Source organism: Bradyrhizobium sp. 197 (genome assembly GCF_023073375.1).
In the GTDB taxonomy this organism is placed as follows: Bacteria; Pseudomonadota; Alphaproteobacteria; order Rhizobiales; family Xanthobacteraceae; genus Bradyrhizobium.
The window spans coordinates 22,598-38,543 of sequence record NZ_JADPJJ010000102.1; the positions used below are offsets into that span (position 1 = coordinate 22,598).

The 15,946-nt window shown below is 59.0% G+C and carries 16 protein-coding genes; 6 read left to right on the plus strand and 10 right to left on the minus strand.

Going from position 1 to position 15,946, the window contains the following annotated elements:
- The first annotated feature begins 285 nt into the window (after positions 1–285).
- Genes IVB27_RS24535 through IVB27_RS24545 form a run of 3 tightly spaced genes read left to right on the plus strand, consistent with a single transcriptional unit; the run spans position 286 to position 4,983 of the window.
- Positions 286–1,440, plus strand: a complete 1,155-nt coding sequence (locus tag IVB27_RS24535) for a patatin-like phospholipase family protein (protein WP_247445749.1) — start codon at positions 286–288, stop codon at positions 1,438–1,440.
- Between the two features lie 2 nt (positions 1,441–1,442).
- Positions 1,443–3,311, plus strand: a complete 1,869-nt coding sequence (locus IVB27_RS24540) for a gluzincin family metallopeptidase (protein ID WP_247445750.1) — start codon at positions 1,443–1,445, stop codon at positions 3,309–3,311.
- Positions 3,312–3,315: 4 nt separating this feature from the next.
- Positions 3,316–4,983, plus strand: coding sequence for an MBL fold metallo-hydrolase (locus tag IVB27_RS24545; protein WP_247445751.1), 1,668 nt, complete (start codon positions 3,316–3,318; stop codon positions 4,981–4,983).
- A 93-nt stretch (positions 4,984–5,076) separates the two neighbouring features.
- Here IVB27_RS24545 and IVB27_RS24550 read toward each other — a convergent pair whose 3' ends face one another.
- The 4 genes from IVB27_RS24550 to tnpA form a co-directional block, all read right to left on the minus strand.
- Entirely contained in the window at positions 5,077–5,424 is a 348-nt protein-coding gene (locus tag IVB27_RS24550; protein WP_247445753.1) for a hypothetical protein, read from the minus strand.
- Positions 5,425–5,529: 105 nt separating this feature from the next.
- Complete coding sequence (gene tnpC, locus IVB27_RS24555) at positions 5,530–7,101, minus strand: IS66 family transposase (protein ID WP_247445754.1); 1,572 nt, start codon at positions 7,099–7,101, stop codon at positions 5,530–5,532.
- Positions 7,102–7,153: 52 nt separating this feature from the next.
- Positions 7,154–7,507 carry an IS66 family insertion sequence element accessory protein TnpB gene (gene tnpB / locus IVB27_RS24560; protein WP_247445755.1) on the minus strand — a complete coding sequence of 118 codons (354 nt, stop codon included), beginning with the start codon at positions 7,505–7,507 and terminating at the stop codon, positions 7,154–7,156.
- The gene (tnpA, locus tag IVB27_RS24565; protein WP_247445831.1) at positions 7,500–7,958 is read right to left on the minus strand and encodes an IS66-like element accessory protein TnpA; all 459 of its coding nucleotides are present in this window, start codon (positions 7,956–7,958) and stop codon (positions 7,500–7,502) included. Before tnpA ends, tnpB begins: the two co-directional genes overlap by 8 nt.
- Before the next feature lie 717 nt (positions 7,959–8,675).
- On the opposite strand from tnpA, the gene IVB27_RS24570 reads away from it, so the two are divergent.
- From IVB27_RS24570 to IVB27_RS24575, 3 genes are all read left to right on the plus strand, one after another.
- Entirely contained in the window at positions 8,676–8,996 is a 321-nt protein-coding gene (locus IVB27_RS24570; protein ID WP_247445756.1) for a hypothetical protein, read from the plus strand.
- An 87-nt stretch (positions 8,997–9,083) separates the two neighbouring features.
- On the plus strand, positions 9,084–9,479 hold the full coding sequence (locus tag IVB27_RS43680) for an AAA family ATPase (protein ID WP_524536501.1): 396 nt from the start codon (positions 9,084–9,086) through the stop codon (positions 9,477–9,479).
- Positions 9,392–9,778 carry a hypothetical protein gene (locus IVB27_RS24575; RefSeq protein WP_247445757.1) on the plus strand — a complete coding sequence of 129 codons (387 nt, stop codon included), beginning with the start codon at positions 9,392–9,394 and terminating at the stop codon, positions 9,776–9,778. Before IVB27_RS43680 ends, IVB27_RS24575 begins: the two co-directional genes overlap by 88 nt.
- A 24-nt stretch (positions 9,779–9,802) precedes the next feature.
- On the opposite strand, the gene IVB27_RS24580 is transcribed toward IVB27_RS24575, so the two are convergent.
- From IVB27_RS24580 to IVB27_RS24605, 6 genes are all read right to left on the minus strand, one after another.
- Complete coding sequence (locus IVB27_RS24580; protein WP_247445758.1) at positions 9,803–10,045, minus strand: hypothetical protein; 243 nt, start codon at positions 10,043–10,045, stop codon at positions 9,803–9,805.
- Between the two features lie 575 nt (positions 10,046–10,620).
- Complete coding sequence (locus IVB27_RS24585) at positions 10,621–12,126, minus strand: alkaline phosphatase family protein (protein ID WP_345946914.1); 1,506 nt, start codon at positions 12,124–12,126, stop codon at positions 10,621–10,623.
- Entirely contained in the window at positions 12,123–12,980 is an 858-nt protein-coding gene (locus IVB27_RS24590; protein WP_247445833.1) for an ABC transporter permease, read from the minus strand. Before IVB27_RS24590 ends, IVB27_RS24585 begins: the two co-directional genes overlap by 4 nt.
- 24 nt (positions 12,981–13,004) lie before the next feature.
- Positions 13,005–13,940, minus strand: a complete 936-nt coding sequence (locus IVB27_RS24595; protein WP_247445759.1) for an ABC transporter permease — start codon at positions 13,938–13,940, stop codon at positions 13,005–13,007.
- On the minus strand, positions 13,940–14,938 hold the full coding sequence (locus IVB27_RS24600) for an ABC transporter ATP-binding protein (RefSeq protein WP_276001467.1): 999 nt from the start codon (positions 14,936–14,938) through the stop codon (positions 13,940–13,942). Before IVB27_RS24600 ends, IVB27_RS24595 begins: the two co-directional genes overlap by 1 nt.
- Entirely contained in the window at positions 14,935–15,921 is a 987-nt protein-coding gene (locus tag IVB27_RS24605) for an ABC transporter ATP-binding protein (protein WP_051113058.1), read from the minus strand. Before IVB27_RS24605 ends, IVB27_RS24600 begins: the two co-directional genes overlap by 4 nt.
- Positions 15,922–15,946: the final 25 nt, after the last annotated feature.

A 15,946-nucleotide genomic window follows, 5' to 3' on the forward strand; every position in this document is an offset into this window, starting at 1 on the left:
GCAGGTAAGTTGCGTCCATCACAACCGAGAGTCAACGGGCAGTAAGTGGATAACCCTCATGATCTGCATATACTCGCAGGATGCGCGGCACACCTCGCGGCTTAGCCGACCAGTCCGAGCTCTCACGGCTCGCGGCTTGCCAATTCTACCAAAGCGTGTAAGTTCTTTTCCGGTCTTTTCGTGAAGCCTACTTTGTAGTTTCGGAAGCATATTGCTGAGCGGCATGCCGATTGATGCATGCTCCTCTAAGATCATTCTCAGCATGAATCGATTGGAGCTTTTCTCATGCCTGTGGACGAGTTCATTGACAGACCCCTCGCCAAACCTGAGGACGGGATTGGGCTTGCGCTCTCCGGGGGAGGCTACCGCGCCATGGTGTTCCATGCCGGCGCGCTGATCCGGCTGAACGAGCTAGCGCTACTGCGAAAGATCAACAGGATCTCCAGCGTGTCGGGTGGCTCGATCACAGCTGGGATACTCGGAGCGAACTGGAGCAAACTCACTTTCAAAAACGACGTTGCAACCAACCTTGGCATGGTCGTCAATCAAATCAGAGCGATGGCTGATACGACTATCGACGCCGGCGCGATCATAGGCGGCATTCTGCTACCCGGGTCCATCAGCGACCGGGTCGCAAAAGCATATGACGATGTCGCGTTCAAAGGGACGACGCTTGCAGATCTTCCCGACGACACCCAGGCGGGCAACCCGCGCTTCGTCATAAACGCGACCAACATTCAGACGGCGGCTCTCTGGCGCTTCTCGCGTAACTACATGGGTGACTACAGGGTGGGATTGGTAGATCGTCCGAATGTTTCGCTGGCGAAAGCCGTCGCTGCGTCTTCGGCCTTCCCTCCAATCCTGTCGCCGTGCGAACTCGACATCACTCAGGACGTCGTGAACACCCCTGGCGCGGATCTCCATCGCGAGCCCTACACCAAAACTGCCATCCTAAGTGATGGAGGAGTCTACGACAACCTCGGCTTGGAGACGATTTCAAAGAGGTACACGACCTTGCTTGTTAGCGATGCAGGACAGAAAATCGCTCCCGAGCCAGACCCGCATCGGGACTGGGCACGCCACTCCTTGCGGGTGCTTGATACGGTGGACAACCAGGTTAGGAGTTTGCGCAAGCGTCACCTGATCGATTCGTTTCGTCGAAACGATCACTCCGGAACGTATTGGGGTATTCGGACGACATTCGCCGATTACCAACTCAGTGAAGACCCACTTGGATGCTCGACCCGCAATTCAAGCGCTCTCGCCGAGGTGCCCACCAGACTCGAGGCGATGCCAAGGAATCTACAGGATCGCTTAATAAACTGGGGCTATGCGATCTGCGACGCCGCGTTGCGTGCACATATTGATGCGGCTTTGCAGACAAAGCTGGGGGTTACCATAACCTCTCCGACGCAATTTCCCTTTGCTGGTGGATATTGAGCGTGCGTAAGCCCAGCTCTCCCGCGTTCCGGCGGTTGCGTGTCTACGCGTTCGATCCTTCCGCCTCAACGGACCTGCGGACCGCCACGATGAATGCGGCGGTGATCAAGGTACCGTGGGAGACGCTTGGGGCTGGTCCAAGCGGCGAGTACCTCGAAGTGATTGACGTGGACCCGGCGAGCGACGCCTTTTATGAACCGGTCGATCTGAATTCACCGCAGCTGCTGGCGCAAGACGGGCATGCTCCATCGGAGGGTAACCCGCAGTTCCATCAACAGATGGTTTATGCGATCGGAATGACAACAATCCGCAACTTCGAGCGGGCCCTAGGGCGACGAGTCCTTTGGGCGTGGCGATGGGCGCGAAGGGACGATCTGGCAGCGTTCAAAAGCAGAACTTACATTGGCAAGCTCCGCATCTATCCGCATGCGCTCCGCGAGGCCAACGCGTATTACAGTCCGCAAAAGCGCGCGCTCTTGTTTGGCTATTTCAGGGCCAGTGGAGAGGAGATTGGCAATAATTTGCCGGAGGGAATGATCTTCTCCTGTCTGTCGCACGACATCATCGCCCACGAAATGAGCCATGCGATTTTGGACGGCATGCATAGGATGTATCTTGAACCGAGCAATCCCGACTCCCTAGCATTCCACGAAGCTTTCGCCGATATCGTAGCCCTGTTGCAGCACTTTACCATGCCGGAGGCGGTCAAGAACCAGATCGGACGCGTACGCGGCGATCTCTCCCAGCGATCGCTCCTGAGCAATCTTGCGCTGCAATTCGGCCAAGCAATAGGTAATTACGGCTCCCTTCGCGACGGGATCGACAAGATCGATCCGGTGAGCGGTCTCCCGGACGCGCGGGCAATTGCGCATGTGACGGAGCCGCATGAACGCGGGGCCATCTTGGTCGCCGCGGTATTCGACGCATTCATCACCATTTATCGAACCCGTGTCGCGGACCTGATCCGGATGGTTACCGGAGAGGGCGAACGCTTTCCCGACCGGGATCTTCATCCCGATCTGCTAAATCGTTTAACCTCCGAGGCAAACAAGACGGCAGGCCATGTCCTGCGGATGTGCATCCGTGCACTCGACTATCTTCCTCCCGTCGACGTCACGTTTGGCGACTTTCTGCGGGCGATTGTCACGGCGGACAGCGATCTGGTTGCTGATGACGATCGTGGATACCGTATCGCTTTTGTGGAAGCGTTCAGAAGACGGGGTATCTACCCCCGTGATTGCCGATCCTTGGCAGTCGACAGTTTGTTATGGGGGGAGCCGAATGAGGACATGGCTCTGGGATGGCTCGATGGCATCGACACGAGCTATAAGGAAACCCGCGAGGACCTCTGGAAGCAGGCGATCGACAACGCGGGAGTTTTCTATGCGCGCCTGAAGGACCGAAACAGGTTTCCGGCAGAAACTCTTCGCAAGATGGGATTGGCGCTTGATGACGATGCGCCCAAGACGATCAGGCGGTCAGTCAAGGAGGGTGGGTTGCCAGCTTTTGACGTCCAGTCGGTCCGAACCACCCGACGTATCGGCCCCGACGGCGAGGAACTCCCACAACTTGTGGTCGAAATTGTTCAGGAGCGGAGAGGCTTTAGCGATGCTCAGGAGCAATCGGGCGCTGATGCATCTGGTCACCGGTCGCGCGGGGCAGATTTCACCTTCCGTGGTGGATGCACGCTGATCATCGATCTCCACTCTGCAAAAGTTCGATATATCGTAAGCAAGGACATTCTGAGCGCATCACGTCTCGAGGCGCAGAGGCGTTTTCTATTTGAGCGTGAGACCGAGTCGCTAGGAGCTACTTATTTCGGTCTCGACTCACGCGAGGAGCCGTTCGCATTTCTGCATCGGAACGGATGACCTCATGCTGAGCGCAGGAAAGAAGGCTCCAACCCGAAAGACGGCGAAGAAGGCAGACAAAAAGCCGGCGCGAAAGAAGGGCGGCCAGTCCGCACCATCTCCTCAATCCGGAGTGGACAGCGAAGAGAGTGCAAGGTCAACCACAGGAGCCCCATCAGCCAAGCCCGGCCACATCTCTGTTCGCATGTACAATAACATCCTTGGCGACTGCTTCCTGATCAGAGTTCCTGCCGGACCGGAGCGCGATGTAAATGTCTTGGTCGATTGCGGAGCGCTCCAGGGAATGCCGTCCGCGGCGAACATTCTGAACGAAATCGCCGACGACTTGGCAAAAACGACGGGATCTCGTCTCGATGTCCTGGTAGTCACCCACGAACATTGGGATCATCTGTCCGGATTTTGCCAGGCAGAGACTATCTTCCGAAAGTTCGAGATCGACGAGCTTTGGCTGGCCTGGACAGAAAACGACAAGGATGCTGATGCGGCACGGATCCGCGCGCGCAGACAAAAGGCGCTTCAGCTCCTGCTCACACTCGACAAGCACTTCGGACCGCCCGCGACCGCTCCAGAGGAGGACGAAGATGAGGCGGGAAGAGCGCCAAGAGGCGGGGGACAACGGGATGAAGTCAGAGAGCTGCTCGCGTTCACCGGCCAGTCGCCCGGTGCGGCGACATCGAGGATGGATACCGGAGCCATTTTGGCGATGCTCAAGGGCCTTGCCAAAAGGGTAAGATACTTCACGCCGGGCGCGGATCCGATTCCGCTCCCCGCTGGGATTCCGGTCGAAGCATATGTTCTCGGACCTCCGAAGGACACCAAATTCCTCCTCCGCAGCAACCCGCGAAAGGGTGAGGTCTACCTGAGTGACGAGAGCGCCGGACTTGGTGTATATTTGGCGGCTGCGGTTCAGCTGGAGAAGGAAGCCATCTCGCTTGATGCCGATGAAGCGAGAGCCATTGAACTTTCAATGCCGTTCGATAACCAGTATTTCCGTCCGTTTACCGAGGTTGAACGTGAACAAAACGAAGCTTATTTTTCTGAGCGGGACCAATGGCGGCGGATTGATCGCGATTGGCTCGGGGCCGCAGAACAGCTTGCTTTAAAGCTCGATTCCGACACCAACAACACTAGCTTAGTTCTCGCTTTCGCGTTTGGAGCCCAAACTGATCGTCGCGTGCTGCTCTTCCCTGGAGATGCGCAGGTCGGAAACTGGGAGTCTTGGCAACAATACGTTTGGCCGAGCGGCGCCAAGAGAGAGGATCCGGCCGCAATCGATATCCAAAAGCTCCTCGCCGCGACGGTGCTATATAAAGTCGGCCACCACGCCAGCCACAATGCGACACTGCGGACCAATGGCCTTGAGCTAATGACTCATCCAGATCTCGTGGCAATGATCCCGGTGAGAGAGGAATTTGCTCGCAAAATCAAGCACTGGAATATGCCGTTCCCCTCTCTTCTGACGCATCTTCTGGAAAGAACAAAGGGAAGAGTTCTGCGTGCAGACAAGTCTCTGGATGATTTGAAGGCCGACCGAGCCCGTCGTCAGGACAAGCCAGGCGAACTCACCCAAGCCGACTGGGAAAGTTTCTTCTCTCGCCTCCGCTTCGGCCCCAAATCGGCCCATTCTGACCTCGCGTCGCTGTACGTGGAGTATTCGGTACCACTCACATGAGAGAGCCGGGCGGGCGCCCCACCCGTGATGTTGGAGCAGGGTCCAGCTTGCGCAGGCAAGTCCGGATCTCCCACATGGGTTCTATCGCGCGCGCTAGGTCGGCGTGAAACGCCAAGTTCTCGCTTCAGGGATGTCGACGAAGAGCGGGGCTGCTAAGGGTGATCGTTGCATTTCTAAGAGAACGGTCGGGTGTGGTTGCGACAGGACCATCAGCTTCGTCTGCTCGAGCTCTGCGACCGGGACGTTCGCTAGCTTTTGACCGGCATAGAACCGCAACGCATTCATGAAGTTGAAGCACGCGGATGAGCGCGCACGAGTCAGGGTTGGCTTGTTTAGATCGAGCACCTCGATCGTCCAAACGGCGCGGCGAACGAGGATCGGATCTGTGCCAATAGGTACAAAACAGAAAGTTCCTGAGAGGTCGAGTTGCATGAAATTCAACGGATCTTCTCGACGAGGATCGATCAACGGTAAGCGCGATTTTCCGCGCACGTTGACGCCGGCGGTTTTGATGGATTGCCCTAGTATCGGGCGATATCGTGCCGTTCAGGCAGTGGCGGCTTTGTGGAAGTTGAAGGGCAGCAGGTCGGTAATATCGGCGTCGCCGGCGCGCTGAGGCAATTCGGTGAGGACGTGGCGCAACCACGCTAACGGCTCGACACGTGAGGCGCGGCAGGTCAGCATCAGGCTGTAGACGACGGCACTGGCCTTGGCTCCGTCCACGGTATCGCTGAACAACCAACTCTTCCTGCCAGTTGCAAAAACCCTGATGTCGCGCTCCAGAAGATTGTTGTCGATCGGCATGCTGCCGTCCCCGGTGTAGCGCGTCAGATATTCCCATTGGTTTCGGGTGTAGGATACGGCGTCGCCGAGCTTGCTGTCAGGCAAGACCTTCGGGGCCATGTCATCGAGCCATACTTTGAGAGCATTGAGGATGGGGACACTATGTTGCTGGCGGAAGCGGCGAATGCAGTCGGCCTGTGTTTCACCCTTCTCCGGTATTCCATCCCGCGCCTGCCTTTCAACCCGGTAGAGCTGTTCAAAGAACCGCAGCGCTTGCTCGGGCGGACCGCCGCCCTTCTTCCTGGCTTTGAGGGCATCGACAAAGCGCCGCCGGGAGTGGGCCATGCATCCAATGTGGGTGGCCCCTTCCAGCGTGCGCCATGCGGTATAGCCGTCACTCATCACGATGCCACGGTAATCGCCGAGGAAGGCTTGCGGGTAGATTTGGCCGCGGCCCGGCTGATAATCCAGAAGAACGATCGGCTCGTGGCTGCCCTTGCCGCTGCGATAAGCCCACATGTACGATGTGCTGGTGGCCTTTTTGTCCTTCTCCTTGAGGACCTGAACCGTCGTCTCGTCGCCATGGATGAGAGGCTGCGATCTGAGCCGCAGCTTCAGGGCGTCATAGACGCGGGAGAGATGTTTCTCGCTCGAGCCGATCACCCAGCGACCCAAAGCGCCGCGGCTGACCGGAACACCGGCGCGTTCGAAGGCCTGCGCCAGGCGGTAGAGCGACGTGCCATCGACATATTTATGAACCAGCGCGAACGCCAGCGTTGAGGCCGTGGCAACGCTGCCCGGCAGCGGCTGCGTCGCCATCGGCGCGGTCACGACAGGGGCGTTGATCCCGGTGCGATCGCAATGGCGGCACGCATATTTGAAGCGTACGTTCTGTAAAACCTTCGCCTTCACCTCGATATGAAGTTGCTCCGTGACAGCCTCGCCCATGCGATGCATCTGGCCAAGGCAGCAAGGACACGCCTTCTGATCGTCGGACAGGTCATACTCGACGCGCTCACGCGGAAGGTTCGCCGGCAGCGGCCTGCGGCCGCGCTTCTTTCCCGTTGTGTTTTCGACGGGTGGCAAGCCCGTGTCCGGAAGTTCGGCGATATTGTTCGTTTCACTGCCGGCGTCCTCCTCATCGGAGGCCTGCTCGGCTTCAGTGAAGAGACGATCAACATGCTTTTCGCTGCGCGGCGCAAAACGATGCAGCCTTGCCAGCGCCAGTTCTTCCTCGAGTTTGACGATGCGGTCGGCGAGTTGATGGCTCTCCGCCTGCAGCGCAGCAATGCGCGCCAGCAGCACTTCAACACTCGGATCGCCGGTTCGATTCATCGGATTCTTGAATCTGAACCGTACCGACGCGTCAACCGCTCAACTCGAGAGCTCAGCCGGCAACCTGATATTGCCGCGCCGGATGGCGGACCATCGCATCGATATCGATGCCGTCAAGGATCCAGTGCAATTGCTCCGTCGTCAGCGTGACGATCGCCTCCTGGCGGCGCGGCCATCGGAACCTGTCCTCGGTCAGCCGCTTCAGGACCAGTACAAAGCCGGACCGATCGAAGAACAGAAGCTTCATCCGGTCGCAACGGCGATTGCAGAACGCAAAAACCGCCGGAGTGAATGGATCGAGCGCCATCGTCTCCTGGACCAGGACCGCAAGGCTGTTGATGCCAGCCCGGAAGTCGATCGGCTCACGGTGCAGATAGACCTGCAGGTCACCGCCCAGTCTAAACATCGCCCAGCGCTCCGATGATCGCCGTCAATGCATCCACATCGCCGCATTCCAGCGCGAGCTTCACCCCGTTCGGCAGCGACACGCTCACTTTGGCCGGAGAACAAAAAGCTGAAGTCCCTTTGGGTTCCGAACCACGCACTTCATCGCAAGCCGGCAAATCAACCGTCGCCACGCTGTGTTTTCGCGACAGGTCCCGCTCGGCCTTCCCCTCAAGCTGAACCGGGATGAACGCCGGGCGTGAGGACGGCGGCAGCGACCTGGTCGCGCTGTGCTTCTTGATCCACTTCCGAAGGAGGTTCGCGTTGACCCCATGTTCGAGTGCAAGCCTCGATACCGAAACCCCAGGCTCAAGGCAGGCCCTGACAAGACGCTCTTTCGATGCCGCCTCGTAGCGCCGGCGACCGTTCCGGCCAACAAGTCTGACCCGCAGTTTCTGATCATCCGCTGCCATCACAAGGTGTCCACCTATTTTGGTGGACACCTTGTGCATCAGGGCACTCAAAAGCAAAAGGTGCGGAGAAATTCGCGCTTACGATCAACGCCTCGCACCCTCCAGGCGGCGCCACAAGCCGCCCACCCCGCGTCCTTACGAACTCCTTCGTCTCACCTAGTGGAGTTATGTAGGAGTACCGATTGTTCTTGGGGCCGTTGCACGGCCCACAGGCGTAGATGTAATTCGTCCAATCAAATACCCGCTCCGGAAACAGGGTCTTGGGCGCAATATGCTCGACTTCGTCGGCAGCAGAATCCTCGCAATAGCAGCACCGTTTGGCGCCGCAGCACATCCTCTCTAAGGCGGCTCTAACCTCCTGAAAGGTCTTGTTTCTTCGATTATTCCTGGTGCTGAACTTCGAAGCCGCTTCAGCCACCCTCGCCCTGTATGAGCGAAGCGTGTTGATTTCAGCCTGCCAAGCCGCCAATCGGGTTTGGGCGCCGGGCGAGATCGGAACATCGTCGAGCGTGATCATTTCAGTAGCGTGGGACGTGCCGGAAATTTCTTTCGGAGCGCCTCTTGGGCTCGCATTTCTTCCTGGGACAGACTTGACCGCAACGCCTTCACGTTCAACGCGGCAAGGTGAGCGGAGATCTACACCCCGAATTCATGTCACAAGGGATTCTGGGGTAACAGCATGAAATCCACGCCAATCACCGATGAAGTAGGTCAAAAATGGCAACGAAAATTCTGGAAAGACATGGGGTCGCCAGCGCCGGACCGCGGCCCAAGAGCACGCGTTTGCGAGATCTAGATTTGACAGACGAGTCTAACGCGTTTCTCACGCATGAAATTGGACAATCCGATGGTCCTGAAACTGTCCGCGTTAGAATGACGGTCGATCTGGTCGGTCCATTGGCAGGCAAGCTTGAGCAGACGGCAAAGCAACTTGGAAAGAGCAAGACCGATGTCATACGCGACGGTCTTCAGTATGTGTTTCGGGCATTGAAGGCTCAGCATGATGGTTTTCTCGTAGAGCGCCTGGAAAGAAGATGATGATGGTCGGATTTCTCGGTCTCGAGAATTCACCATCGGAAGCTGAGTTGATGAACGAGCACTTACTCCGCTGATATCGGAGCCTCCATGTATCTGAGGTCGCTGGCGATCGACGGCGTTCGGTCGATCGAAAGCCTACGCATGGACTTCGAGCCAGGCCAGGAGCCTGGCTGGCACGTTATCGTCGGACCGAATGGGTCAGGCAAGTCGAGCATCGTCAAGGCTTTTGCTTTGTCGATGCTCGATGAAGCCGACGTCAAGCAGTTCCTGTCATCTACGGCAGTTACGTCGATCCTCGACAAGATGATCCGAAGTTTCGCCAAGCGCGACGCGTCCGGAAAGCCCAAGACAGATCCGCAGCCTTCCGGATCCAGTCGGCCAGCTTGCAGCGGCCTTTGGTGCTCAAGCAGGAGTTGCCTGGACATGACCTCGAGAGGTTTAAAGGCGAAGGAGCCGATCAGGCACCGGCCTATCTTCCAATGACCGCGAGTGCCGCGGCAACCGCCCGGTCAATCGAACATACCGATCAGGGACGCATTCTGAGCGCACTGATTCCAGCGCTCGCTTACGCGTGCAGTGTGGCAGGTCACCAAGTCGAAGGCCACCTAGTGGACTGCCAAGGGCTCGACAACCTCGTCTGCGAGATCACGGAAGCAATGGCTGCAGCACCTTTGCGACGAAAACTGGTCATCTCCAGCCTTGGTGTGGAGGCCGCCTTTGAATTGAGCGTCCGGGACCCGGAGATTCCTTTCGAGCTCACGCATATCGAGCTTCGTTGTTGAGAGCCCGCCGCCGCCTGAAAAAGCTTACGCCATGAATGGCGGGTAGTCTTCTTCGGGCGGCCCGTAGAAATAGTCATTGGAAATGTACCAGCGGCCCGAACACCGCGGGCCATAAACATAATTGTCCTTGACATAGAACTGGCCACTGTTGCGAGGACCGTAGATATAATCATTGCGGATATAAAACTGGCCGCTATTTGCCGGACCATAAACGTAGCCGTTCTTGATGTAGAATTTCCCGCTTCCGCCCATCAGTTCCTCAGGCATTCCGTTGTCGTTCAAGCAACGTTGTCGGGCGCGACAACCGTCGAGAACGGAAGAAAGCATTCTAGTACCACGAATCACAACGTGACTAGTCAAGGCAAGGTCCGAACGCGAACGATAAGCGCCATTAAATCGCGATGGACCCTGTCGAAGAGCTACGAAGAGCTTGTCACCGAAGTTAACGAGCTTGTCACGTTGCTAAACTCGGCCCCGATTCCCATGGGATCCTCGGATGTTGAACAGGCCGGTGTTCCTTTGTTGCAATACCCATCGGCACCCACCCCCCTCTAGCAGTCTGCTGAAAAAACTAAGCCGCTCTCGGTTCTTCGTGAAGCTCGTCCGCCCCACATCGGAAGGCCCGGCGAAAGCCCCACGAACCAGCGGAACAACAATTTTTGGAGTCCAATTGCTCCATCAATTGGCCTTCCGAGCGGATGCGCCTTAGAACGCCTGCAGCAGCAAGGCGCTCAACAACTGCTCGGAGGTATCGAGGAATGTCCCTCGCTGGCGTAGAGCTTCCCAAGGCTGCGTTTCAAATCACTCAAAACAATCCCGACAAGGTCCGGGAGCCACCACACTCACGCGGCGCTCTCGGCAAAGCCGCCTTCGATATAGGCTGCGGCTCCTACCTGTATGCGGCGCAAGACCTGGTGGTAAGTGGAGGAGCTTGCCTCGTTGACGGTCTCTACGACCGACGCGGGTGCAGCCCGGGGCAATGTCGCAAACGTCTCGTTGAGGACGCGCCCATCCATTTGGCTAGGGGCGACAATTCCCAGGAGATGCAGAATGGTCGGCGCGATGTCGCAGATTCCCGACGGAACTTCTGAAAGGCTGCCCGATCGGAAGGCAGTCCCGGCGAGAATGCCGACCGCGGCCATCTCTTTAGGATGCAAGCCGCCATGTACTCCCAGTCCGATCGGCGCGTCGTTGCTCCAGGTTCGGCCGATGAGGCCGAATGGATCGACTTCACTATCGGCGCGATAGGAGAAAAGGATGTCGCTGGAACGGGCATGATCTGCCATCACAAGCTGTCGCGCAAAACTGCCCGGCGCGATGCCCTCGATGTCATTTCGTCCAGCGGTGAAGATCGGTCCGCACCACGGCGCCTTGGTCATTGTTGCGACGGCTCGCCGGATCTTCAGCTCCGAGGGGTCTGCCAGATAAATGGCCCCCACCTGCCCGGGAACGAGAATCGCATCTACGTCTTGCCCAGGCGCCGAGCCGCAACGGAATCCGGCATCTCTGAGCACTTGGTGAACGTCAGCCTGCGCATGGACGCTCACGTGTCCATGATCTGAGACGGCAATGATGTGGACGTCCTGCCGCCGGCCTTCAGCCTCCCACCAGTCCAGAACGCGACCGAATTGCTGATCGGCCCAGGCGAGCGCTTCCAAAGTCCGTACCTCTGCCGTGCCGCAGTAATGAGACGAGCTGTCCGGTTCGCCAAAGGAGAGAATGGTGACGTCCGGCCGAAGCTGTGGCCAGACGATGTCGAGCAAAGCCGCCGTCAGATAGCTCTGCGCTGCGACATCGGGCGTTCCTGCAGGCGGGGGCGCCGGGGGCGGACCGATCCGAGCATTCAGCGCCTCGAGAAGAGATCGGGAAGTCGCGAGCCGCGCGAAGTGCCCCGAGATTGTGGGATGACCGAGCGTGCGCGCCTTGTGGTTGAACAAGCGGGTTGTCCCGGCAGAATTCGACGCGAGCACCGCGAGCGTCTTGCCGTGGGCGGCAAGAACCTCGCCGAGCGATGGCACGCCCATGAGACGCCCGCCGCTCAACGTATCCAGGGTTTCGACCAGTTGATCATCCGCCGTGTCGACGTAGCGTGACGGCTCCGCTGCCCGGTCGAGGTATTGGTTCCCGACCATGCCATGGCGCCCGGGTGATGCGCCGGTAACAAGGCTAGGCATCGCCGCCCGCGTTTCGCTCGGAAAGACGGTGACATTCCGGGCGAGGGTCACGCCCTGCCGCTGCAGCCTATGAAGATGAGGAGTCGCTGTAGCATTAATAAGATCGGGACGAAGCCCATCGAAACTTACAAGGATGACGCGGCGGGTAGCAGGGTGAGTCACAGAGGCCTTCACGATAATGTCCTGTCCATGCGGTCGCGCAGCCAGTCCCCCACCAGCGAGATGGACAGTGTGGTGAGCGAGATGATCAGCGAAGAGGGCACGAGTATCCAGGGCGCGCGGGTCAGATAGTCACGACCATAGCCGACCATATTGCCGAGGGAAGTGAGCGGGGGCTGCACGCCCAGACCAAGGAAGCTCAGACCACTCTCGAGCAGAATAATATCCGGAAAGGCGAGCGTCATGGTGACGATCAAGGTTGAGGCGATGTTCGGTAGGATGTGGCGCAGGTAAAGGCGACAAGGTCCTGCGCCCAGCTGGCGTACGGCGACCACATAGCCTTGCGTGTTCGCGCTCATCGCGAGCGCGCGCGTGACGCGCGCGTAGCGCTCCCAGCCATGAAGGCCAAGGAGGGCCACGAAGAGCAGCAGAGAGTTACCGACAAATGCAAGTACGGCGAGCGCCAGAACGAGAAATGGCATGCTGGCCTGGAAATCGACACATGCGAGGATGACCTGTTCGACCCAGCCGCGGAAATGAGCGGCGAGAAAGCCGAGCGTGGTACCCAGGCATGCGCCTATCAGCGTGGCTCCAAAGGCAATGAAAAGGCTCATCCGGATCGATATAAGTAAGCGCGCCAGCAGGTCCCTGCCAAGCTCGTCGGTGCCGAACAGATGCGATACGTGCCCCCCGAAGCCAATAGGCGCGGCGAGACGATGCCGAAGATCAAGTGCGGCATAATCATAGGGAGCGAGACGATCTGCCAGGATCGCGATGACGAGCATGAGCGCGAGCCAAGCGATGGCGCCTTGCACAGCAACGTTGCGCCACCGAAGTACTCTCTTCTTCTTAGCGTGAGCAAACGACATCTGTCCGACAGACATTTCCGCCATCTACGCTCCTCCAGCAGACCGCGTATTGCGCAGACGCGGATCGAGCATACCGTAAAGGAGATCGACTGCGAGGTTTGTCGCGATCATGGCGGCCGCCACCAGCAGCAAGATGCATTGGACCACAGCCAGATCGCGACTTACGACGGAGACGACGAGCAGGCTGCCAATTCCCGGCCAGGAAAAGACGCTTTCGACGAGCACGGTCCCCGCGATTAGGTTGCCCACCATCAAACCAACAATGGTCAACACTGGTATGGCGGCATTGGGCAGGGCATGGCCCGTCACGACTCTGCGCCACGGTACACCCTTGGCACTGGCCGTGCGGATATAGGGTTGCCCGAGCACCTCGAGCATGGCGCTGCGGGTGAAACGAGCCAGAACGGCCGCGCCGCCAAGGCCAAGCGTGACCACCGGCAGGACCATATGGCGCAAGCTGCCTGCACCCCCTGAAGGAAACCAGGGAAGCTCGACCGCAAAGGCGAGCACGAGTACGAGCCCGAGCACGAATGATGGCACGGTGAAGCCCGCTACCGTCACCATCATCACCAGACGGTCCGTGAAACTGTCGCGCTTGAGGGCTGCATAGATGCCGGCCGGAATGCCTAGGAGAAGATTGAGGGCGAGTGCCGGAGCAGTGAGCATCAGCGTGACCGGGATGCGTTCGGCAACAACCGTGGCGGCAGTACGCCCGTCCCGCATGGATTGGCCGAGATCTCCGTGGACGACTGCAAGAAGATATTTTAGGTATTGGACCCAGAGTGGTGCATCGAGTCCCCAAGCCTTGCGAAACGCCTCGACTGCGTCGGCCGACGTTTCCGGCGACAGCATCGCGCGAGCGGGATCGCCAGAGGCTCGCAGAACCACGAAGGCGAATGTAACTACCATCGCTATGGTGAGCACGGCGCGAGCCAGCCGAACCATGATGAAGCGGGTCATCAGGCGACGCTCCCAAGTTGAAGACCATCCCTGTTGATCAGATGGCAAGCGACCCTGCGTCCTGGGCCTACGGATGTGAGCTCTGGCACAATCCGTGCGCAGGCCGGAAGAGCCGCCGGACAACGTGGATGGAAGGCGCAGCCGGCGGGCCGCGCCGATGGATTGGGCGGATCACCTTGCAGGATCGTGCGCTCGTTACGCCGTCCAGGCTTGGGTACGGCAGAAACCAGCGCTTTTGAATACGGATGCAAGGGGGCGCGCAGAACTGCATCGGGCGAGCCTTCTTCGACGATCGAGCCGAGATACATCACGGCGATGCGATCACTGATCTGCCGAACGACGCGCAGGTCATGGCTGATGAAGATCATCGCCATGCGCCGCCGCTCCTGCAGGTCACGCAGAAGATTGACGACTTGAGCCTGGATCGAGACGTCGAGCGCGGACACCGGCTCGTCGCACACGATGAGGTCCGGATCGGTCGCGAGTGCTCGTGCCAACACCGCACGCTGGCGTTGGCCACCTGAGAGTTCATGAGGATAGCGCGCCCCGTGATCGGTTCTGAGGCCAACGTCAGCGAGGAGCTTATTGATCAGGTCCGCTCTTTCGGACTTGCTGCCGATCCGATGAATTTCGAGCGGTTCTGCGATTTGCGCCCCGATCGTCAACCGGCGATCGAGCGCCCCCAGCGGGTCCTGAAATACCATTTGGATTCGCATCCTGAGATGCCGCCAACGGATATCGCCCATCGGCGGCAACTCTTGTCCGCCGAAGCTGACGGTGCCCGCATCCGGTCGTTCCAGGCCAATGAGAAGCCGGCCCGCGGTGGATTTTCCGCAGCCCGATTCGCCAACAAGTCCGAGCGTCTCGCCGCTGGCCAGAGACAGCGACAGTCCATTGACGGCGTGGACCGTCGAGTGGCCCCGAAACAGGCCCTGGCGCAAGGAATATCGTCGGACAAGCCCATCGGCTTGGAGAAGCGGTGCGACCGTCATCGTCATGCGGCGACGGTCTCGTCCTGGCACCGCTGGCCGGTGACATGCAGGCAGGCAATTCTGTGGTCGGCATTATCCTCCACAGAAGTCAATTCGACAGTGCATTCACCACACCGGTCCGTGCGCAGGTCGCAGCGTGGCGCGAAGGGACATCCTGGCGGAAGGTCCGCCGGGCTCGGAACGACACCGGGAATGGCGGCGAGGCGCTGCCGAGGCCCGTCTAGATTCGGGAGGGCCCCAACAAGCCCGCGTGTATATGGATGAGTGGGATGGTCGAACAGACGCACGGCGGGTGCTTCTTCAATGATGTGCCCGGCGTAAAGCACCAGCACGCGCTCGCAGATCTCGGCGACAACGCCCAGATCATGTGAGATCAGGACCAGCGCCATGCCTCGTTCGCGCTGAATCTCTTGCAGAAGCTCAAGGATCTGCGCCTGAATAGTGACGTCCAAAGCGGTGGTGGGTTCATCGGCGATGAGGATGTCGGGCTGTCCCGCAAGCGCCATGGCAATCATGACCCGCTGATTCTGCCCACCGGAAAACTCGTGCGGATAGCCGCCAAGCCGTCGCGCCGCATCGGGAATGCCGACCTGATCCAGCAGACGACGCGCTTCGTTCAGCGCGCTGCGCCTGTCCATCGCACGATGGAGCTGCAGAGCTTCGCCGATCTGATCGCCCACGGTACGCACGGGATTGAGCGCGCTGGTCGGATCCTGAAAGATCATTGCAATTCGGCGACCACGCACCTGTTCCAGATGACGGGCGGGAGCATGGAGAAGGTCTTCGCCAGCAAAGCGTACGCTGCCTGCCGTCCGGGCGCGCGACCCCAACAGACCAAGCGCCGCAAGCCAGGTCACCGACTTTCCGCAACCACTTTCGCCGACCATGCCGAGCGTTTCGCCACGGCGGAGGCCAAGATTTATTCCACGCAGCACCGGCACCTGGTCGAAGGCGACCTGCAGCCCTGTGATCTCAAGAAGTGGTGTCATCTGATCTCCCTGTCTTGCCAGCGTC